Raw genomic sequence first — 21432 nt, 5'->3', positions numbered from 1 at the left:
GGGGTGGGTCGGCGGTCAGTCGATCGGCTCGATGACGGGGATGGCGCTCGTGATCACCGGGACCGAGGCGGAGAGCCGGGTGCCGTCGTCGCGGCGGGCGTCGGCGAACTCCTGCAGCGTCGGGCGACCGGGGATCACGGGTCCCTGGTTCGCGAGAGGGACGATGACGTCGTCCTCCAGGGTCGCGATGTAGGCGTTGTCGCGCACGCTGAACGGCACCGGAGGACCGCTGCGCACCTGCACCCGCAGCTCGTGCCGCGTGACGGTCACCTGCATCGCCGTGCCCTGCCACTGCAGCGGGAACGACAGCGAGGGCCAGGACTCCGGGAGCCGCGGGTCGAAGCTGAGGTCGCCGCCGTAGTCGCGCATGCCGCCGAAGCCGCACACGAGCGCCGTCCAGACCCCACCTGCCGAGGCGACGTGCACGCCGTCGGCTGCATTGTGGTGCAGGTCGTGCAGATCGACGAACAGCGACTGCTCGAAGTACTTCTGCGCGAGGTCCTGGTAGCCCACCTCCGCCGCGAGGATCGACTGCACGACCGCCGACAGGGTCGAATCGCCCGTCGTCAGCGGGTCGTAGTAATCGAAGTCGGCCTTCTTCTCCTCGGGCGAGAAGTGGTTGCCCTGCAGGAACAGCGCCAGCACCACGTCGGCCTGCTTGAGCACCTGGAAGCGGTAGATCACGAGCGGGTGGAAGTGCAGCAGCAGCGGACGCTGGTCGGCCGGGGTGTTCGCGAGGTCCCAGACCTCCCGCTCCAGGAACAGCGAGTCCTGCGGGTGGATGCCGAGGCTCTCGCTGTACGGGATGTACATCGCCTCCGCCGCCCGCTCCCACGACTCCGCCTCACCGGATCCGAGACCCGTCCGCTCGACGAGGGCCGCGTAGTCCTCCGGGTAGCTGTCGCGGATCTCCCGCACGACCTTGGCCGCGTAGCGGAGGTTGTACCGCGCCATGACGTTCGTGTACAGGTTGTCGTTCACGACGGTCGTGTACTCGTCCGGGCCGGTGACGCCGTGGATGTGGAACGTCTGGAGGCCATCGCCGGCACCGGACTGCTCCACGAGCCGCGACCCCCGCCAGAAGCCGAGGGTGGCCCAGAGCCGCGCGGTCTCGATCGCGACGTCGGCACCCTCGCGACGCAAAAACGCCTCGTCCCCGGTCGCCCGCACGTACTTGCCCAGCGCGAAGCTGATGTCGGCGTTGATGTGGTACTGCGCCGTGCCAGCGGCGTAGTACGCCGAGGCCTCCTCGCCGTTGATCGTGCGCCACGGGAACAGTGCGCCGGCCTCGTTGAGCTGGGCGGCCCGGCGACGCGCGGCGGGGAGCATCTTCACCCGGGCCCGCAGCGCGTTGTAGGCCCACCGCGGCGTCGTGTAGGTGAGGAAGGGGAGCACGTAGATCTCGGTGTCCCAGAAGTAGTGGCCGCTGTAGCCGGAGCCGGTCAGCCCCTTGGCGGGGACGCCGGCGCCGTCGGCCCTTGCCGAGGCCTGCGCGAGCTGGAACAGGCACCAGCGGGTGGCCTGCTGCAGGTCGTCGCGCCCGCCGATCTGCACGTCGCTGCGCTCCCAGAACGCGTCGAGCCACTCGCGCTGACGACGGAACACCGTCTCCACGCCCTCGTCCGCGGCCCGGTCGAGGGACCGACGGCAGCGGTCGACGAGCTCCCGCGGGGGCACCCCGCGGGAGGAGTGGTAGCTGACGAGCTTGGTGATCGTGATGGGGACGCCGGCCTTCGCCTGCACACGGAAGACGTTCTTGGCGATGTCCGGCTCGATGAGCGTCCGGACGTTGTAGTCGTTCTCCGTCTCGATGATGTGATCGGCGACGACGGCGACGGTCATCCCGGACGCGGCGACCCGATACGACAGGGCGGAGCGCAGGCCGTCCTGCCAGTGCTCGGCCGGCTGCAGCACACGGTCCGCGATGCGCTCGGCCTTGCGCGGGTCGAAGGCGGCGCCCTTGGTCGTCATCGGAGAGCCGGCATACACGCCCGCCCCGTCCTGACGGTTGAGGAGCTGGCAGCTGATCGTGACCGGGGCGTTGGCGTTCTCGACGACGACCTCGAGCCGCAGCACCGCGAGGTGGCGCTCCTCGAAGCTCACGAGACGCTGATCCCGCATGCGCACCCGCTTGCCGGAAGGCGTCTCCCAGACCACGCGCCGCTCCAGCACGCCCGTGCGCATGTCGAGCCTGCGGGCGTACTCGCGCACGTCCGCGTCGTCGAGGGAGATCGGCTCGTCGTCGACGTAGAGCCGCATCACCTTGGCGTCGGGGGCGTTGACGATGGTCTGGCCGACCTCGGCGAAGCCGTAGGCCTGCTCGGCGTGCCGGATGGGCCAGGTCTCGTGCAGACCGTTGATGAAGGTGCCGTGCTCCTGCGCGCCACGCCCCTCGATGTGGTTGCCCCGGAGCCCGAGGTAGCCGTTGCCGACCGAGAACAGCGTCTCGCCGACGCCCTCCTCCGAGTAGCGCGTCTCGATGAGACGCCACGGGTCGACGGGGAAGCGGTCGCGGTCGATCATGCGGTCTCCGGGGTGTCGGTACGGGTGGCGGGAAGCAGGACGCCGAGGTCGTCGACGACGTGGGTGGCTCCGGCGGCCCGGAGCGCGTCGGCGCCCGCTCCGCGGTCGACGCCGATGACCACGGCATACCCCGCCGCGGCGGCGGAGGCGGCACCGGAGGTGGCGTCCTCGACGGCGATGCTGCGGGCCGGGTCGACGCCGAGGGCCGTGGCGCCGGCGGCGAACATGTCGGCAGCGGGCTTGGAGGCGAGGTGCTCGCGCTCGGCGACGACGCCGTCGATCACGACGCGGAAGAAGGAGCGGATGCCGGCGGCCGCCAGCACCTCCTCGGCGTTCTTCGAGCTGGAGACGACGCCGAGCGGGATCCCGGCGGCGTGCAGCGCCTCGACCACGGCGAGGGAGCCGGGGAACGGAGCGATGCCCTGGCTGCGGAGGGAGGTCGCGAACGCGGCGTTCTTGCGGTTGCCGATCCCGCAGATGGTCTCGGCCGACGGGTCGTCGTCCACCGAGCCCCACGGCACCTCGACGTTGCGGCTGCGCAGCAGACTCGCGACGCCGTCGTAGCGCTTCTTGCCGTCGACGTAGGCGAAGTAGTCCTCGTCGGTGTACGGCGGAGTGATGTCCCAGCGGGCGAAGACGTCGTCGAAGACCGCCTTCCAGGCGCGCATGTGCACCTCGGCGGTCGGCGTGAGGACGCCGTCGAGGTCGAACAGCACACCGTCGGCGTGGAACAGGTCGGGCAGCGCGTGTGGCACAGAGCCTCCAGGAGAAGGACGAGGGTCGGGTCGGCACCTCTCCGTGCCACTGTGCAAGCGTAATGGCGGTGGCGCGCGCGGGGTAACCCCGGACCGGGATCAGAGCAGCTCGGCGGTCTGCCTGGCGATCTGCAGCTCCTCGTCGGTGGGGACGACGAGGACCGTCACGGCGGACGCATCCGTGGAGATGACACGGATGCCGCGCTCCTTCGCCTCGTTGCGGGCGGCATCGATCTCGATCCCCGCGAAGCCGAGCGTCGCCATCGCCGCTGCCCGCACAGGGGCCGCGTTCTCGCCCACGCCGGCGGTGAAGGACACGACGTCGACCCCGCCGAGCTGGGCGATGTAGGCGCCGGCGTAGGCCCGGAGACGGTGGACGTACACGTCGAAAGCGAGTGTCGCGGCCTCTTCGCCCGCAGCGACCCCGGCGAGGATGTCGCGCATGTCGCTGCGACCGGCGAGGCCGGCCAGCCCGCTGCGGGTGTTCAGGAGCGCGTCGAGGTCGTCGATCGTGTAGCCGGCACGGCGCGACAGGTGCACGAGGGCGGCCGGATCGAGGTCGCCCGAGCGCGTCCCCATGACGAGCCCCTCGAGCGGGGTGAGGCCCATCGAGGTCTCCACCGAACGGCCGCCGTCGATCGCGGTGACCGAGGCGCCGTTGCCGAGGTGGAACACGAGCTGCCGCAGGGAGCCGAGATCGCGCCCGAGGAAACGCGCGGCGGCCGCGCTGACGTACTGGTGGCTCGTGCCGTGGAAGCCGTATCGACGGACCCGGTGCGCGGCGGCGAGCTGCGCGTCGATCGCGTAGGTGTAGGCCGCCGGCGGGAGCGTCTGATGGAACGCCGTGTCGAACACCGCGACGTGCGGGACGTCGGCGAACACGGCGCGGGCCGCCCGGATGCCGGCGACGTTCGCGGGGTTGTGCAGCGGCGCCAGCACGGCGAGCTCGTCGATCTGCCGCTCGACGTCGGCGTCGATCAGGGTCGGCGCGTAGAAGCGCGCCCCACCGTGCACGACCCGATGCCCCACCGCGACCGGCGGATGGGCATCGAGCGAAGGACCGTGCGCGGCGAACTGCGCGCGCATGACCTCGAAGGCCGCAGCGTGGTCGGGGATGGGCTGCCCGTCGCGGTAGGTGGCGTCGAGCATCGTGGCCGACGGTCCGTCACCCGGCTCCGGGCGCACGGTGTGGGCGACAGGGCTGGACTCCTGTCCGATGCGCTCGATGAGCCCGCTGGCGAGTTCGTCCTCGTGCGCGGTGTCGATGAGGCTGTACTTCAGCGAGGACGACCCGCTGTTGATGACGAGGATCGCGCTCACGCCTCCTCCCCCGATCGCTCGTCGCCCTGGGCCTGGATCGCCGTGATGGCCACCGTGTTCACGATGTCGTCGACGAGCGCACCGCGGGACAGGTCGTTGATGGGCTTGTTGAGCCCCTGGAGCACTGGACCGATGGCCACGGCGCCGGCGGAGCGCTGCACCGCCTTGTAGGTGTTGTTGCCGGTGTTGAGGTCGGGGAAGACGAACACGGTCGCCCGCCCCGCCACAGCCGAGTCCGGCAGCTTGGCCTTGGCGACCGCCGCGTCGGCGGCGGCGTCGTACTGGATGGGGCCCTCCACCAGGAGTTCGGGAGCGCGTTCGCGCACGAGTGCCGTCGCCGCCCTGACCTTGTCGACGTCGGCTCCCGACCCGGACTCACCGGTGGAGTACGACAGCATCGCCACGCGGGGGTCGATGCCGAACTGCCGGGCGGTGGTGGCGGACGAGATCGCGATGTCGGCGAGCTGCTCGGCCGTGGGATCGGGGATGACCGCACAGTCGCCGTACACGAGCACGCGGTCGGCGAGGGCCATGAGGAACACGCTGGAGACGACGTTCACACCCGGCTTCGTCTTGATGATCTCGAAGGACGGACGGATCGTGTGCGCCGTGGTGTGCGCGGCACCGGAGACCATGCCGTCGGCGAGTCCGAGGTGCACCATCATCGTCCCGAAGTAGGAGACGTCCGTGACGGTGTCGGCGGCCTGCGCGAGCGTGATCCCCTTGTGGGCGCGCAACCGGGCGTACTCGGCGGCGAAGCGCTCCACGAGGGCCGGGTCGGTGGGGCTCACCACGTGCGCACCGGCGATGTCGAGGCCGAGCTCCGCCGCCCGCGCACGGATCGCGCCGTCGTCGCCGAGGATGGTCAGCTCCGCCACCTCACGGGACAGCAGCGCCGCCGCCGCGCGGAGGATGCGGTCGTCGTCGCCCTCGGGGAGGACGATATGGCGACGGTCGGACCGCGCGCGCTCCATCAGTCCGTACTGGAACATGAGCGGCGTGACGACGTGCGACTCGGCGAGCCCGAGCTGCTCGGTGAGCTCGGCCACGTCGACATGCGCCTGGAAGAGTCCGAGTGCCCGGTCGTAGCGACCGCGCGAGTCGGCGGAGATGCGACCGCGGGCGCCCATCACCCGTACCGCCGTGTCGTAGGTGCCGAGGTCGGTGGTGATGATCGGCACCGAGGAGGCGAAGCCGTCGAGCAGCTGGAGGATCGGTCCGGGCAGGGGGAAGGGACCGTTGAGGATGATCCCGGCGATCCGCGGGAACGTGCCGGAGGAGTCAGCGAGGAGGGCGGCGAGCAGCACCTCGGTGCGGTCGGCGGGGATCACGACGACGGCCTCGTCGGTGAGACGCGGCAGGACGTTCACCATCGACATCCCGGCCACGACGATGGACAGCGCGACCGCGGTCAGGCGATCCTCGTCGCCCTTGAGCAGCGTCCCGTCGACGGCGGAGACGATGCCGCGGATGGACGGTGCGACGAGCGCGCGGTCCTCGGGCAGCGCCCAGACCGGGGTGCCGGCGGGGAGGACGGCGCGCACCGCGTCGACGATGGCATCGAGCCCGTCCGGGTCGGCCCTGTTCACGGCCACCGCGAACAGCTCCGCGCGCTCCTCGGCGAGTTCCGGCAGCGCGAGGGCGGCGATCTGGCCGACGGCGGCGGGCACCCGCGCGGTCGTGGTGCCGAGCTGCTCGGCCTGCCGCTGCTGGTCGCGCCCGCTCAGCACGAGCAGGACGGGGGCGCCGAGGTTCGCCGCGATCCGGGCGTTGAAGCCGAGCTCCGCGGGGCTCGCGACGTCGGTGTAGTCGCTGCCGACGATCACCACCGCGTCGCACTGCGCCTCGACGGCCTTGAAGCGGGCGACGATGGTCGACAGCGCGCCCTCCGGATCGGCGCGCACATCGTCGTAGGTGACGCCGATGCAGTCCTCGTAGTCGAGCTGGACGCCGTCATGGGCGAGCAGCAGCTCGAGGATCTCGTCGCGCTCCGCGACCGCCCGGGCGATCGGGCGGAAGACCCCGACGCGCGGTGACACGCGCATCAGCGCGTCGAGCGCCCCCAGGGCGATCGTCGACTTCCCGGTGTGGCCTTCGGCCGAGGTGATGTAGATGCTCCGCGACACGGCTCCAGCTTAGGCGGGCGCCCCGACACCGCACCCCACAGCTGCCGTGACAATCGCGGCGGTCACTCGCACGGGCCGGAGAGCACGTCGACGACCGCCGTCGCGTCCTCCTGATACCGCGTGTAGTAGTCCCGATCGGTGTTCACCTGCACCCGGTGGATGGCATGCGAGGGCGACATCGACGGCCAGTCGGGCACGCGTCCGAGGCGCTCGAAGAACAACCGGGCGGCGGTGGCCGGATCCATCCGCTGCTCCACGCTCCCCCACCAGTCCTGCTGCTGGAAGAGGCCGATGCTCGTCGTGCGCGATCCATCCGGATTGGTCCAGCCGCGCGTCTCCCAGTCCCCGTAGTCGATGTTGCGCAGACTGCTCTCGCCCATCGCGGTCATGACGCCGAGGATCTGGCCGTCCCGCGCGAACCCGAGCTCGTCGGCGGTGCGGATGATGGTCGCAGCGTTCTCGAGCTGTTCACCGCTCCATCCGGCCACCCCTGCCTGGGGGAAGGTCGACGGACGGTCGAGGCAGACCGGCGCCGGATCCCTCGCCAGCCCCAGCGGGATGAGCACGAGCAGCGCCGCCCCCGCGGCCACCACGGCGGCGGACACGGCGACGCGCCGCAGGGTCCGCTTCCGCTGTGCGCGCCGGGCGGCTCGACGGCGGGCCTCGCGGCGTCGGCGGTTGGCGGCCTCGCGCGACGCGGCGGGCCGCCGGGTCGACGTGGTCCGCGTCCCCGTCGTCCTCCTCGTGCGCGGAGCCGTCATCGTCCGACGGCGCCGCGCTGGTCGGGACGCCGTCCGGCGAGCGCGGCCGCACCGCCTCCGATGGCGCCGAAGAGGTGCCCCTGCCAGGACACGCCGTCCGCCACTCCGAACACCCCGGCCAGCATGGTGCCGCCGTAGAGGCCGATCACGACGACGGCGATCACCGCGTAGAGGATGCGATGCGCCACCCGGCCGGGGGCGAACACCCGCATCACCACGTAGCCGAAGTAGCCGAACACGAGTCCGGAGGCGCCGACCGTCAGCGTGCCGGGCGCGTTCACGAGCCAGGTCCCGAGCCCGCCGACGACCGCGACGATCACGGTGACCGCCCAGAATCGGCGCGTGCCCTCGACGGCCACCAGGCAGCCCAGCACGAGGAACGGGACGGAGTTCGCGATCAGAGGCGCCCAGCTCGCGTGCGGCAGCGGCGCGAACACGATCCCGAGCAGCCCGGCGGGATCCCACGAGCGGATGCCGAGGCCGCTGAACGAGCCCGGCAGCACGGCGTCCGCGAACTGCACCGCCCACATCGCCGCGAGCAGCAGCACGGGCGACGCGAATCGCCGCAGCGGATGCTCGGGTCTGGCCGGCGGAGGAACGGTCACCGCTCGATTGTCGCAGGAGCACCCTGGGGCCGGCTGGACGCGGGCAAAAGAAAAGACCCTCCGCGCACCCAGCAGAGCCCGGTTACCCTTGCTGCGTTTCCGCCCTGGGGGAATTGGCCTGGATGCCGCCACGCGGAGAGCCGTCGTCCACTCTACCCGACGCCGACCGGCGCGATGACACACCCCACTCTTTGAGAGACTGTGCAGGTCATGGATCCGCTCGCCCACCCGCTCTCGTCGTGGCGGTTCCGCGGACCGCTGCGCACGTACCAGGCCGAGGTGCTGGAGCGCATCGAGGTCGGCTCCGACGAGAAGATGCACGTCGTCGCACCGCCGGGTTCCGGCAAGACCCTGCTCGGACTGCTGCTCGCCGCGCGGGAGGGGCACCGCACGCTCGTCCTGACTCCGACGCTCACCATCCGCCAGCAATGGCTCCGGGAGGCGCGGAAGCTCGCCCCCGAGGACGACGCCGTCTCAGACGATCCGCGGCGGCTCGGGGACCTCACCGTGCTGACCTACCAACTCCTCAGCGTCACCGGCGACGGTTCGCCGTTCGAGGAGCTGGCGCGTCATCGGTGGATCGCCGAGCTCGCCGAGACCGATCGGTCCGAGGCCGATGCGGCGACCTGGCTCGCCACACTCGAGGTCGACAACCCCGACCGCTACCGCTCAGGGCTGCGGCGGCGGGTACGCCGGGTGCGCCGCTCGTTCTCGCAGCAGCGCCCGGAGGAGCTGGCCCGGGTGCTGCACCCCAACGCCGTGGCGCTCATCGACGCGATCGTCGCCGCCGGAGTGCGCACGATCGTCCTGGACGAGTGCCATCACCTGCTCGACCACTGGGCGCTGGTCGTCGCCTACCTGGCGGCGCGCATCCGGGCCGCGGGATCTCCCCCGGTCCTGATCGGCCTGACGGCGACGCTCCCCTCCCCCTACGACGGTGTCGAGTACGAGAACTACACGCGCCTGCTCGGAGACGTGGACTACGAGGTGCCCGCCCCCGCGGTGGTGAAGGAGGGCCACCTCGCGCCCTATCGGGACTCGATCTGGTTCACCCAGCCGGACCCGACCGAGGCGGCCTTCATCCGGCGGCACGAAGCCCTGCTGGCGGATCTCGTCGGGCAGGTGCTGTCCTCGCCGGACGGCGTGGCGTATCTGGAGGCGACGTTGCAGCCGGAGCCGGCGGCGGGCTCCGTGCCACCGACGGCGACGGACGACCCCGACATCGCGCGGCGGGCACGGCTGGAGCACGCGCTCTCCACGGACTTCACGCTCACCCGGGCGGCCGGCGTCGTCCTCCGAGCCGCGGCGCCGGGGCATCCGCTCGGCGCGCTCCTGCCGCCGGTGCTGTTCGGCCGCTGCACGACCGACGACCTCCTCACCGTCCTCACCCGTTTCGCGCAGACGCGCCTGCTCACCGACCCCACCGCCCTGCGCCAATGGGAGCACGTGCGCGGAGCTCTCGCGGATTTCGGCCTGCACCTCACCGATCGGGGGCTGCGACGCGGCCGGGACCCGGTGGAGACCACACTGACGTCTTCGGTGGCGAAGGACCGCGCAGCCGTGGACATCCTGCGCCGCGAGCTGAGCGGAGAGGCCGGCGCCCAGATGCGGGCGGTGGTCGTGACCGACTTCGTCGAGCACGGGAGCCGCCGCGGGCTCACCGGGCAGCCCGCCGGCGCGCTCCGCGTCTTCGACCTCCTGGCCGCCGACGAGGTGACAGGGACGCTGCGTCCGGTGCTGCTGACCGCCCATCATCTGCGGGTGCGGGCCGTCGATGCCGCCGACCTCGCGGAGCAGCTGTCCGCGGTGCTCGGGGACGAGGTGACGGTCGTCGACGGAGCAGGAGGCGCGCGGGATCTCCGCGTCGCCGAGGCCGGACGGGGCCAGGTCGTCGCGGCCGTCTCGGAGCTGATCCGACGCGGCACCGTGCGTGTGCTCGTCGGCACCCGAGGACTCCTCGGCGAGGGGTGGGACTGCCCGTCGGTGAACACGCTGATCGATCTGACCGCGGTGGCGACGAGCACCGGCACCCAGCAGCTCCGGGGGCGCACCCTGCGTCTCGACCCCGCATGGCCGGAGAAGGTGGCGCACAACTGGTCGGTGGCGTGCGTCATCCCCGCGTCCGTCGACCTGGACAGCCCCGCCGAGACGCAGCGCCTGCGACGACGACACGGACACCTCTGGGGGCTCAGCGCCGACGACGGCACCCGGATCGTCTCGGGACTGGACCACGCGCTCCCCTCCGCCGCGATCGCCGCACTCGACGCCGTCCTCGAGAAGGTCCCCGGCGCCACGATCGAGAGGATCAACGAGGAGACGCTCTCGCGGCTCCCCACCCGCGCCCGGACCAGAGCGGACTGGCGGATCGGCGAGCCTCACGACTCCCGGGAGCGCGACGTGGTCTCCGTCCGCACGACGCCGGAGGCCCGCCTGCTGCGGACGGGACCGACCCTCGCCGCTGCCGTGCCCCTGACATTCGGATTCAGCGCGACCGGCATCGCCCTCGGAACGGCGGCGTTGGGGGCGATCGGCGCAGTCTCCCTCCCGCTGGAGGCGGGCGTCACCGTCGCGGCGCTCGGCGGCGTGCTGGCGACCGCTGTGGTGTGCGGGTCCAGCGTGCTGCGCGCGTTGCACCGCCTCCGTGACCCCGCTGCTCTGTACGGCGGCGCCGCGCTGGCCATCGCCCGGTCCCTCCACGACGCCGGACGGGTGGGGCCCTTCGATGCCTCGACCGTCCGGGTGCGCAACCGCTCCGCCGCCGACTTCTGGATCGAGATCGCCGGACCGCGGAGCGACCGCGCACTGATCGCCGACGCCCTGCAGGAGCTGTTCGCCGTGGCCGAGAGCCCGCGCTTCCTCCTGCGGGTCGACCAGGGGATCTTCGGCCGGCCCGGTCCCGTGCTCGACCGCATCCGCTCGATCGTCGACCGCGCCGTCCCCGGTCGTCGTCTGCTGCCGGTTCCCGCAGCGCTCTCCCGCCGCCGAGCCGACGCCGAGGCTTTCGCCGCGCGGTGGCGGGAGACGGTCGGGCAGTGCGAGCTCCACGAACTCCGGGGGACGACGGGTCTCGCGCTGCTCCAGGTCGCCCGCCTCACCCCTGCGCTGCTCGACCCCGCGGAGCCGCGGTACCGGATCTGGGGCTGACGGCCGACCCTGCCGTCCCCGCAGACCGGCCAGCCCGACGTGGTCCCGCAGGCCGTGCGAAGCGTACGATCGATGCACGCGCATCGTTGCGCCGGACGAGAGGGAACGCATGCCAGAGAACGCCCCCCTGAGCCCGGTCGCGATCGACGCCGACGGATTCGCCGCCCAGACGGCGGCCATCCTCGGCTCGATCAGCCAGGTGATCGACGGGAAGCCCGAGGCCGTGCGCAGCGCCCTCGTCTGCCTGCTCGCCGAAGGCCATCTGCTCATCGAGGACGTGCCCGGGGTCGGGAAGACCATGCTGGCGCGCGCCCTCGCCGCCACCGTCGATGCCACCGTCCGGCGCATCCAGTTCACCCCGGATCTCCTTCCCGGCGACGTGACGGGCGTGTCCGTCTACAACCCCGTCGACCGCGAGTTCGAGTTCAAACGCGGCGCCATCTTCGCGCACATCGTCATCGCCGACGAGATCAACCGCTCCTCCCCCAAGACCCAGTCGGCGCTGCTGGAGGCCATGGAGGAGGGGCAGGTCACGGTCGACGGCTCCACCCACCGGCTGCCCGATCCGTTCCTCGTGGTCGCCACGCAGAACCCGCTGGAGATGGAGGGCACGTACGCGCTCCCCGAGGCGCAGCGCGACCGCTTCATGATGCGCATCTCGATGGGCTACCCCGACCCCGCGGCCGAGGCCCTCATGCTCCGGCAGCGCGACGTCGTGAATCCGCTGGCGACCGTCACCCCCGTCGCGGACGCCGCCGCGATCTCCCAGCTCATCGCGTGGGCGCGCGCCGTGCACGTGGCGCCCGCCCTCGAGGAGTACGCCGTCTCCCTCGCCCAGGCGACGCGGAACGACCCCAGCCTGCACCTCGGCGCCAGCCCGCGGGCCACGCTGCAGCTCGTCCGCGCGGCGAAGGTCTGGGCCGCGCTGGACGGCCGCGACTACGTCATCCCGGACGACATCACCGACCTGCTGATCCCCGTGTTCGCGCACCGGCTGCTCCCCGCCCGCGGGGCCCACCGTGCCGGCGCGCAGCCGGTCGAGGCCGCACTCACCCAGATCGCCGAGCGCGTCCGCGTCCCCGTCGCGACCCGCTCCTGAGGACGCGATCATGCGCCGACGTCGACTGCTCACGCCGCGCGGCACCGGTGCGCTCGTCGCCGCGCTCGGGTGCGTGATCGCGGCCAACGTCCTCGGCGCCAGGATCCTCCTGTACCTCGGGATCCTGCTGGCTGCGCTCACGCTGTTCGCCGCCCTCGCCGTGCGTCTCCCGCGACGCTCCGGAACGGTCAGCCGACAGATCTCGACCGACCTGCTCACGGTCTCGGAGACCTCGCGGGTGACGGTCCGCTTCACGCTGCGCGCCCTCCGGGTCCCGCACGGGCTCTGGCACGACGTCCTCCCCACCGCGGTCGCCGGCGACTCGGGGGGCGAGTATCCCGGGGACACACCCCAGCTGAACTACCTCATCACCGGTGTCCGCCGGGGTGTCTGGCCGCTGGGCCCCCTCCTGCTGCGCACCGTCGACCCGTTCGGTCTCGCCCAGCGCGAGCAGGCCTTCGGCGACACGCGCACCATCACGGTCGTGCCGGAGGTCTTCGCGCTCACCCCGCTCGCCGTGCGGATCGGCGCCGCGGGCGGGACCGCGCACACCTCGTCCACCCGCCTGGGCCAGGGCAGCGACAACCTCTCCCCCCGCGGCTACGCACCGGGTGACTCGATGCGACGCATCCACTGGAGGGCGACGGCGCACCGCGGCGAACTCATGGTCCGGCAGGAGGAGGAGGAGTCGAGCCCCGACGCGGTCGTCGTGCTCGACCGCGCCGCCGGCGGCTGGACCACGGGGACCGATGCCGTCGACCCGGCGTTCGAGGCCGCGGTCTCCCTGTGCGCGTCCGCCGCCGTGCACCTCGCTGCGGAGGGGTACAGCGTCGACGTGCTGGACAGCGCCGGCACGCTCCTCGGCGTGCTCCGCGGACACGAGGACGACAGGGACGGCCTGCTGGTCTCCCTGGCGATGGTGACGCCGCGCGGCGAGAGGCGCGACCTCGCCGCGCTCCTGGGCGGGACACCGCCGGGGCCGCTCGTCTACGTGACCGGTCGGCTGGACGAGGAGGACGCCGCGCTCCTGCGTCCGGCGGGGGCCGCAGCGCCGCTGCTGTTCAGTACCGATCCGCTCCCGGGAACGGAGGACGCCGCCCGCCAGCACGGCTGGACCGTGACCCGGCTCGGCGTCGACGTCGCGGATGCCTGGGACGACGCGCTGTCGGCGCGGACGGGAACCGCCGATGTTCCGCGCTGAGCGCACGCGACCCGCCCCCGTGCCCGCCGACACCCGCGCACGCTGGCACCGTGACTGGGAGGATCCGCCGTCCGGTGTCCTCGCTCCGGCGGCCCTCGCCGGCCTCGCGGCCCTCACGGCGCTGTGGCCGTTCACCGCCGTCATCGCTCCGGGGACCTGGTCGTTCGTCGCGACCGTCGTCATCATCGCGGTCGTGGGGGTCGGCGCGCTCGTGCGTCATCTCCTACGCGGGCGTTCGGAGGGTATCGCCGGGCTGCTCGCCCTTGTGGCGCAGGTCATCGTGGCGGTCGGCGTCCTCACGCTGCTCCTCGCCGGAGACACCGCGATCGCGGGGGTCGTGCCGACGCCCCGCACCTTCGGCCTGTTCCAGGCCCTCGCCTCCGCCGCGGCGGAGGAGATCGTCTTCGGTTCGGCCCCGCTGGAGGCCTCCCCGGGGCTTGCGGCCGCCCTCGGAGCGGGCTTCGCGGTCGTCGCGATCCTGCTCGATCTCCTGATCGCGAGTCGCTCCGCCGTGCTCACGACCGTTCTGCTGGGCGTCACCGGTGCGGTGCCCATGATCATCACCCTGGGTGCCCCGAATGTGGCCTGGTTCGCCCTCGCGGCGGTCGTGGCGCTCCTCGTGTTCCGCTTCACCGCGCGTCGGCATCCGGAGTCACCGCGCCGCGCGTCGGCCGGCGTCGCGGTCGCCGTCGGTGCCGCCGCCCTCGCCACCACCTTCGTCGTGACGCCGCTGCTCCCGGTCGGCTCGACCATCACCGGCACCGGGGTCGGCGTGACCGTCGATGCCTCGCTACGGCTCGGCGACGACCTGCGGCAGCCGAGTCCGGTCGAGGTGCTGACCGTGGCCGCGAAGACCGACACCGCCCCGTATCTCCGCCTCACGACGCTCTCCCGGTTCGACGGCCGCGTCTGGCAGCCGGATCGCGGGGACCTGCAGTCTCAGGTCGACGGCTTCGGGGATCCGGAGTGGGGGGACGACATCACCACCGCGGAGCAGACGACCTCGATCCGGGTGCTGCGCATGTCGAGCTCCTGGCTCCCGCTGCCGTATCCGGCCACGGAAGTGCAGGGTCTGAGCGCCGCGTGGCGCGTGTCGCCCGAGAACCGCACCCTCTTCTCCCGCCGCGCCGATGCGGTCGGCAACGACTACACGGTCACCTCGCTCCGCGTGACGCCGACCCTGGAGCAGATCCGCGCCGCGGAGGCCGCCCCGCCCCTCGCGGACGCGGAGGACGAGGACGTCGAGCTTCCGGGGATCATCTCCCGGCTGGCGACGGAGGTCACCGCGGACGAGGCGACCGACTACGACCGCCTCGTCGCCCTGCAGAACTGGTTCCGGTCGCAGTTCGAGTACTCGCTGGAGACGCCGGTCGACGAGGGGTTCGACGGGACCGGCGCGGACGCGGTGGCACGATTCCTCGAAGAGCGGTCCGGATACTGCGTGCACTTCGCCGGCTCCTTCGCCCTCATGGCCGAGAGCCTGGGCATGCAGGTGCGCATCGTGGTGGGCTACCTCCCCGGGTCCCTCACGGACGAGAAGCGCGGAGACGAGTCGATCTTCTCGGTGTCGAGCGATCAGCTGCATTCCTGGCCCGAGGTGCTGTTCCCCGGGATCGGCTGGGTGCCGTTCGAGCCGACCGCCTCGCTCGGCGTCCCCACGGCCTTCCGGGCGGGCACGACCGCAGGCGGGACCGGCGGAGGCCCCGCCACTCCTGCGCCGACGACCGCACCCCAGACGGAGGAGACCTCCGGCCCCGAGGTCGATCGGCGGGATGCCGATGCCGGCTCGACGGACTCCGGAGAGCTGCGCCGGCTGGACCCGACGCCGGTGGTCCTCACCGTTCTCGGCGTCGTGGCGCTCCTCCTCCTTCCCGCGCTCGTCCGGCTCGTCGAGCGGCGCCTCCGGATGCGCCGTGCCGCTCGCGGAGACGCTGCCGCGGCCTGGGCGGAACTGCGCGACACCCTGATCGATCTCCGGATCGCGGTCTCGGATGCGGACAGTCCGCGGATGCGGGCCGCCGGTCTCGTCAGGGATGCGGGAGCCGACGAGGCTGCGCTGGGGCGGCTCATCGCGGCAGTGGAGCGCGCCAACTACGCCCGCGCGTCCGCGGCGGAGGACGACCTCGGCGCGCCCTTGCAGTCCGTGCTCGCCAGTCTCCGCGCGCATGTCGACGGGTCGACGCGGGCACGCGCACTGCTGCTGCCGCGGTCGCTCTACGCCCCGCGCGGATCAGACGCCCGGCTCCTGGTGTGACCGTCGTCGTCGCGCCGCTCAGGCCCGCGTCGGCACGGTGGCCTCATGCGCCGGGCACGCGACGGCCTCGCAGTCCGCGCAGACGACGGACTGCACGCGGCACGACGGGTCAGGGCAGTTGGCGGTGCGCTTGGTCGCCGCGCCGCATCCCACGCACACACCGATGACCCGCGCGTGGTCCGAGAAGTCGACGGATCCACGCCCGTCGTAGACGTAGAGCGATCCGTCCCAGAGGCCGTCGTCGCCGAAGGTCTCCCCGTAGCGGACGATGCCGCCCTCCAGCTGATACACCTCGCCGAAGCCGCGGGCGACCATGAGACTCGACAGCACCTCGCAGCGGATGCCGCCGGTGCAGTACGTGACGACGGGCTTGCCCTTCAGGTCGTCGTAGGTGCCGGAGTCGAGCAGGCGCACGAAGTCCCTGGTGGTCTCCGTATCCGGCACGACGGCGCCGCGGAAGCGTCCGATCTCGGCCTCCAGCGCGTTCCGTCCGTCGAAGAACACGACCTCGTCCCCGCGCTCGGCGACCAGGGCGTGCAGCTGTTCGGGGGTGAGCCGCACGCCCCCGCCGACGACGCCGTCCGCGTCCACCCGCAGCTCGTCCGGGGCCCCGAACGACACGATCTCGTCGCGCACCTTCACACTCAACTTCGGGAAGTCGAGGCTGCGGCCCGACGCGTCGAGCCCGGTGCCCTCGCTCCACTTGATGTCGGCGTCGCGGAAGGGCGCATAGGAGCGGAATGACCGCACCCATTTCTTCAGCACCGGGAGGTCGCCGCCGAGAGTGCCGTTGATGCCCTGCGACGAGATCAGCAGCCGACCGCGCAGCCCCAGCGCCTCGCCGAGATCGCGCTGCCAGACGCGGATGGCCTCCGGGTCGGCGAGCGGGGTGAACGCGTAGAAGAGGAGGATCTTGGGGGTGGCCACCCAGGAATCCTACGTCGCCTCCCGCGGGCCTAGGTCACGTCCCGCCGCAGGAACACGGCCGATCCCGCCCCCACCGCGAGGAGGATCCAGCCCGCCGCGATCGGCGCCGCCAGCAGCCCGAGTCCTCCGCCCGCCGGGATCCCGATGGCGGACCCGTCGAACCGGAAGGCGTCGAGCAGAGCAGGAAGAGGCAGGTAGACGGCGCCGGCGCTCCAGAACATCGCCACGAGCAGCCCGACCCCCATCGAGAACGCGGTGACGAACAGCGCCGCGAGATGCGCCTGCACGACGATGCCGACCCCCAGGCCCCAGAGGGCGGCGGCCGCGCCGAGGGCGAGGGCGGCCATGACGGCGGACGGATGCACGGGGATCCCGCCCATCGTGACGAACAGCGCCGCGCGGCCGCCGAGGACGGCCGCGACCGCGACGACCGCGCCGCCCAGCGCCGAGGCAGGCATACGGACGACGAGCATCGCACACCGGGACTCCAGCATCAGTCGCTGCGCGACGACACCGTCCCGCCGGTCGATCGTGTAGCGGAAGGAACCGTAGACGGCGGCGAGGATGCCGGCGTAGGTCGCGAGCACGCCGTCGAAGGGTGCCACCAGTCCTTCCCGCGCCTCCCGTGGCGCATCGCCGAGCTCCGCCGGGACGCTGGTCGCCAGGGACAGGGACAGCACGAAGGCCGCCAGCGCCATCCCGAGGAGGACGACATCCCCGACCGCGCCGCGCGCCTGCGCCCGTAGCGCCCGACCGATCACGCGACGCTCCGGCGTCCCCGGACGGCGGCGAGCGCGACGAGGCCGATCGCCCATGCCACCCCGATGCCGAGGGCAGGCACGAAGGCGAGCAGTCGTCCCTGGTACTCCGGCACGCTCAGCGCGGCGATGGCCATCCCGGGTGAGAACCGCGCGATCTCCGGTGCCGTCCGCAGCAGCGCGAACTCCAGCGCCATCGGGAAGACGAGGACGATGATCGCCGTCGCGTAGTAATTCCGGGTGATCCAGCCGATCGCCCCGCCGATGAGAGCACCGAGGACGACCCCGGCCACGGCCCCGGCGATGATCCGCCATGCCTCGGCGGTGAAGACGAGCGCGAGCCCGTGGCGCGCGAGCAGGAGGGAGATCGCGAGCGTCCACAGCAGGAAGACGACGCCGGCCAGCGCCAGGGCGATGAGGACGCCGGCGACCAGTTTCCCGCGGAAGGCGCGACGGAACCCGACCGCCGTGAGCGTGCGGTCCATGGAGCCGTAGTAGTACTCCCGCGTCACCGGGTAGGCACCGACGAACGCCGCCGAGATGACCGACCACGCGAGCGGCTCCAGCAGTCGCGCCGTCGCCGCGTCGGCGTCGAGGCCGTCCAGAGCGAAACGCGAGCCGTCGGAGAAGAGCACGAACGTCGGCATGAGGACGGCGACGAGGTACACGGCGAGGATCGACAGCCCGCTCACCGCGCGCAGCAGCTCGCTGCGGATCACGTCGCTCATGCCGGGGCTCCCTCGACGAGGTCGAAGTACCGGCTCTCGAGCGAGTCGGCCCCGCCGGTGACCAGATCGTCCAGCCGTCCGGCGAAGAGCGCCCGACGCTTGATCACGACGACCTCGTCCACGACCTGCTCGAGTTCGGGGAGCTGATGACTGGAGACGAGGACCGTGCCGCCGCGTTCGGCGAAACCGCGGAGGAACCGGCGCAGCCAGCGGATGCCGTCGGGATCCAGCCCGTTGGCCGGTTCGTCGAGGATGAGCGTCCGCGGCGCGCCGATCAATGCGGCGGCCAGCCCGAGCCGCTGGGCCATGCCCGTCGAGTACGTCTTCACGCGCCGACGCGCATCGGCGGCCAGGCCGACCTCGGCGAGGACCTCGTCGACGCGGTCGCGGGGCGCCCCGGCGGCGAGGCGGCAGATCTCCAGATGCCGTCGCCCCGAGATGCCCGGCTCGAAGCCGAACCCGTCCATGTGGACGCCGACGTGCACGGCGGGGTTGTCGAGCGCACCGAACGGCGCCCCGTCGATGAGGGTCTCTCCGCCGGTCGGGCGCACGAGGCCGACGATCGCGCGCAGCGTCGTCGACTTCCCTGCGCCGTTCGGTCCGAGCAGCCCGACGATCGCTCCGCGGGGCACGGCGAACGACAGGTCCTCGACGGCGGTGCGGTGTCCGAACCTCTTGGTGAGGCCGCGCACCTCGATGGCGTGCTGATTCATGGTCATCCTCTCTCCTCCTCGCTCGTGGGGGTCGCCAGCGGCGACACGGCCGCGGCCCAGAGCGCATGCCACAGCGGGGTCGTGCCCAGCTCGACCCGCGCCTGTCCGGCTGCCGGCAGGGCGCTTCTGTCCCCGGTCACCTCGACCTCCGCAACGGCCGTCGCCGCGACAGTCACCCCGGGCACCCTGACCGGGTACAGCGCCTCGATCGGGACCTCGGCCTCCGCCGCAGGCTGGACCGCGGTCCTCCCCTCACCCCGGTCCTCGTTCGCGAGGATCCCCCGCGTCGACAGGATGACGCGTGCACCGTCCGGGATGTCTGCACCGGCGTCCGATCCTCCGCGGACCAGGACCACGCGGTCGTCGTCCACCCAGTACCCGAGTGTCGCGGCCGTCGGGACCGGGATGAGGATGCCGGCGGCCACCGTGCCGACGGCGAGCGCGGCGGTCACCGCGACGAGACGAGTCCGGGAGACACCGGATCGCCGCACACGGATCAGTGCGCGCACCAGGAGGGCGACGCCCACCACGACCACGACGCTCTCCAGGGCGAGCACGACGAGGCTCGCCCCCGGCCCGCCTCCGGCGAGCAGCTGTGCGGTCCGCACGACCGCGAACAGCACCATCACGACCGGCGCGATCAGACAGCACAGGCCGAACGGCACACTCCACCACCGCTCGAGCGCCCGAGGCTGCCGCGGGCCGCCGAACAGGACACGGGCGAGGAAGCCCGCGCCGTCGCGGACCGTCCTCCCCCGGAGATTCGGCTCGTCCAGCACACTCATCAACGCGATGTACCCGTCGAACCGCACGAACGGGATCAGGTTCACGAGGACGACGACAGTGCAGGAGATCGCGAGGAGCAGCAGCGTCTCGCGGGCCGTCGACGCCGGCAGGCCGAGAGCCGCGAGCATCGCCACCGCCGCCGCGGTGGCGTGGACGGCCGGACCGGCGAGCGCGATCGCCACACGATGCCGACGGTCGGCGAGCCGCCATCCGTCCGTCACATCGACGAAGAACGCGGGCGTGAGATAGAAGAGCATGAACCCGGCGCGTCGGGGCCGACCGCCCAGCCGGGTGAGGGTGAGCCCGTGCGCGGCCTCGTGGAACAGCGTCGCGAGTCCCAGCGCCACGACGACGACGACGAAGCCGGTGAGCGGTAGGGGGCGCGTGAGCACGTTCCTGAGATCGCCGGCCTGCAGGATCGCGGCGACGGCCCCGGCGACGAGCACCGCGGCGACGGCCGCGAGGGCTGCTCGGCCCGGGACGGGGACGACCAGCCGGTCCAGGCGCGCGAAGAGGGCGGGCGCACGGAGCGTCGCGAACTGCAGGGTGAACGGCGGCCGGTAGGCGACGCGGCCGGGCGGGCGGGACGCGCCCCCGTCCAAGAGACCGTTGTCGCGGAAGCGCTCCACCAGTCGCAGCACGCTCTCGTCGGTCGCCTCCGGCGCGAAGCGTACCCGCAGCGCGGAGACCGGGGTCCGGCCGTCCATCGCCGTCAGCAGGTCGACCGCCGCCCGGGACAGCCGCGCGGACGGGACACCCTGCACCGTGGCGAGCCACGCGGAGCCCTCGCCGGTGGGCTCGAAGTCCACGCCGGTCGCCAGAGCGGGACACGTCTCCGCGGTGAGGGGGTCCCGCCCTCGTCCGCGCTGTCGCCACAGGGACCGGGAACCCGCGGTGGTCATCGCGCACCCCCTCGATCCCCGGAGGGAGACGTCGTGAGGAGCAGGATCTCCCCGGGGACTGGCGTCCGCACCGGAGAGATCCGGGGGGCCGTGAAGCCGGCCGCGACGAGTTCGTCGGCCAGGATCTCGGGGCTCAGCACGTGCAGCCGGCTCGTGAGCACCGGCACCTCCGCGCCCGGGGCGATGTCGGCGAGACGGACCCAGTTGACCACCCGTACGGCGCCGTCGTCCTCGATCTGCTGGGCGAAGAGGTAGGGCTCGTCTCCGGCGCTTCCGGGAACCACGATCTCGCGGTCGGTCGTCACCGCGAGGCGGTCCGCCGACGCTCTGCCCGCGACGGTGAGGGCGAAGACACCGGTGGAGTCGAGATGACGTCGGACACCCGCGTAGAGACGCGCCCGGCCCTCCCGGTCGAGCACCGTGATGGAGGTCGCCCCGAGGATGACCAGACCGTACCGCCCGTCGAGCGCGAGGTCGCGCATGTCCGCGACGACGCACTCGACCGTCGCGCCGTGCGGAACGGCTCCGCGGAGGCGCGCGAGCATGTCCGCCGAGAGATCGACCGCCGTGACGTGGTGCCCGGAGCGCACGAGCGGCACCGTCAGCCGTCCGCTCCCGGCCGCGAGGTCGAGGACGGGACCGGGGACCGCGCGCGCGAGCGCCAGGACCTCCCGGACCTCCGCCCGGTCCGGGCCGACGAGCCGGTCGTAGAAGTCTGTGCCGACCCCGGCGTACAGATCCTGCCCGCGGGCGGTCGCGCCGACCAGGTCGAGCCGTGCTGCCACGGTCTCGGTGATCAGGGATGTCATCCGTGCATCGCCTCTCCTCGC

At 72.5% G+C, this 21432-nt stretch carries 16 protein-coding genes and 1 other RNA gene; 4 read left to right on the top strand and 13 right to left on the bottom strand.

Features of this window, described 5'->3' with window-relative positions:
• Positions 1-15: 15 nt before the first annotated feature.
• The 7 genes from AB0310_RS15190 to ffs all read right to left on the bottom strand — a co-directional run bounded on the left by AB0310_RS15190 (position 16) and on the right by ffs (position 8235).
• Complete coding sequence (locus AB0310_RS15190) at positions 16-2523, bottom strand: glycoside hydrolase family 65 protein (RefSeq protein ID WP_366237558.1); 2508 nt, start codon at positions 2521-2523, stop codon at positions 16-18.
• Positions 2520-3278 carry a beta-phosphoglucomutase family hydrolase gene (locus tag AB0310_RS15185; RefSeq protein WP_187662165.1) on the bottom strand — a complete coding sequence of 253 codons (759 nt, stop codon included), beginning with the start codon at positions 3276-3278 and terminating at the stop codon, positions 2520-2522. The genes AB0310_RS15190 and AB0310_RS15185 overlap by 4 nt, the downstream gene beginning before the upstream one ends.
• Before the next feature lie 99 nt (positions 3279-3377).
• Entirely contained in the window at positions 3378-4598 is a 1221-nt protein-coding gene (locus tag AB0310_RS15180) for an acetate/propionate family kinase (protein ID WP_366237557.1), read from the bottom strand.
• Entirely contained in the window at positions 4595-6724 is a 2130-nt protein-coding gene (gene pta, locus AB0310_RS15175; RefSeq protein ID WP_366237556.1) for a phosphate acetyltransferase, read from the bottom strand. Before pta ends, AB0310_RS15180 begins: the two co-directional genes overlap by 4 nt.
• Positions 6725-6786: 62 nt before the next feature.
• The gene (locus AB0310_RS15170) at positions 6787-7485 is read right to left on the bottom strand and encodes a hypothetical protein (protein WP_366237555.1); all 699 of its coding nucleotides are present in this window, start codon (positions 7483-7485) and stop codon (positions 6787-6789) included.
• Positions 7482-8090: a rhomboid family intramembrane serine protease gene (locus tag AB0310_RS15165; protein ID WP_366237554.1), complete on the bottom strand. Its 609-nt coding sequence runs from the start codon at positions 8088-8090 to the stop codon at positions 7482-7484. The genes AB0310_RS15170 and AB0310_RS15165 overlap by 4 nt, the downstream gene beginning before the upstream one ends.
• Positions 8091-8138: 48 nt before the next feature.
• An RNA gene (gene ffs, locus AB0310_RS15160) (signal recognition particle sRNA small type) lies at positions 8139-8235 on the bottom strand.
• A 65-nt stretch (positions 8236-8300) separates the two neighbouring features.
• Here ffs and AB0310_RS15155 point away from each other — a divergent pair.
• From AB0310_RS15155 to AB0310_RS15140, 4 genes are all read left to right on the top strand, one after another.
• On the top strand, positions 8301-11234 hold the full coding sequence (locus tag AB0310_RS15155) for a DEAD/DEAH box helicase family protein (RefSeq protein ID WP_366237553.1): 2934 nt from the start codon (positions 8301-8303) through the stop codon (positions 11232-11234).
• 109 nt (positions 11235-11343) lie between these two features.
• Positions 11344-12333 (top strand): AAA family ATPase, encoded by a 990-nt coding sequence (locus AB0310_RS15150; protein WP_187662170.1) that lies wholly within the window; start codon positions 11344-11346, stop codon positions 12331-12333.
• Positions 12334-12343: 10 nt separating this feature from the next.
• Positions 12344-13534 (top strand): DUF58 domain-containing protein, encoded by a 1191-nt coding sequence (locus AB0310_RS15145; RefSeq protein WP_366237552.1) that lies wholly within the window; start codon positions 12344-12346, stop codon positions 13532-13534.
• Positions 13521-15788: a transglutaminase TgpA family protein gene (locus tag AB0310_RS15140; RefSeq protein ID WP_366237551.1), complete on the top strand. Its 2268-nt coding sequence runs from the start codon at positions 13521-13523 to the stop codon at positions 15786-15788. The genes AB0310_RS15145 and AB0310_RS15140 overlap by 14 nt, the downstream gene beginning before the upstream one ends.
• Before the next feature lie 18 nt (positions 15789-15806).
• Here AB0310_RS15140 and trhO read toward each other — a convergent pair whose 3' ends face one another.
• The 6 genes from trhO to mpaM are packed head-to-tail and all read right to left on the bottom strand — an operon-like array spanning position 15807 to position 21411.
• A complete protein-coding gene (gene trhO, locus AB0310_RS15135) occupies positions 15807-16715 on the bottom strand; it encodes an oxygen-dependent tRNA uridine(34) hydroxylase TrhO (protein WP_366237550.1) in 909 nt (302 codons plus the stop codon).
• 29 nt (positions 16716-16744) lie between these two features.
• Positions 16745-17476 (bottom strand): hypothetical protein, encoded by a 732-nt coding sequence (locus AB0310_RS15130; protein WP_366237549.1) that lies wholly within the window; start codon positions 17474-17476, stop codon positions 16745-16747.
• Positions 17473-18201 carry an ABC transporter permease gene (locus AB0310_RS15125; RefSeq protein ID WP_366237548.1) on the bottom strand — a complete coding sequence of 243 codons (729 nt, stop codon included), beginning with the start codon at positions 18199-18201 and terminating at the stop codon, positions 17473-17475. Before AB0310_RS15125 ends, AB0310_RS15130 begins: the two co-directional genes overlap by 4 nt.
• Positions 18198-18920 (bottom strand): ATP-binding cassette domain-containing protein, encoded by a 723-nt coding sequence (locus AB0310_RS15120; protein ID WP_363446815.1) that lies wholly within the window; start codon positions 18918-18920, stop codon positions 18198-18200. Before AB0310_RS15120 ends, AB0310_RS15125 begins: the two co-directional genes overlap by 4 nt.
• Positions 18917-20602 (bottom strand): daptide biosynthesis intramembrane metalloprotease, encoded by a 1686-nt coding sequence (gene mpaP, locus AB0310_RS15115; RefSeq protein ID WP_366237547.1) that lies wholly within the window; start codon positions 20600-20602, stop codon positions 18917-18919. Before mpaP ends, AB0310_RS15120 begins: the two co-directional genes overlap by 4 nt.
• Positions 20599-21411 carry a daptide-type RiPP biosynthesis methyltransferase gene (gene mpaM / locus AB0310_RS15110; protein WP_366237546.1) on the bottom strand — a complete coding sequence of 271 codons (813 nt, stop codon included), beginning with the start codon at positions 21409-21411 and terminating at the stop codon, positions 20599-20601. Before mpaM ends, mpaP begins: the two co-directional genes overlap by 4 nt.
• Positions 21412-21432: the final 21 nt, after the last annotated feature.

Origin of the sequence: Microbacterium meiriae (genome assembly GCF_040702565.1) — a bacterium.
Classification (GTDB): Bacteria; Actinomycetota; Actinomycetes; order Actinomycetales; family Microbacteriaceae; genus Microbacterium; species Microbacterium meiriae.
Note: the sequence above shows the minus strand (reverse complement) of the source record. Positions and strands in the feature narration are given on the sequence as shown.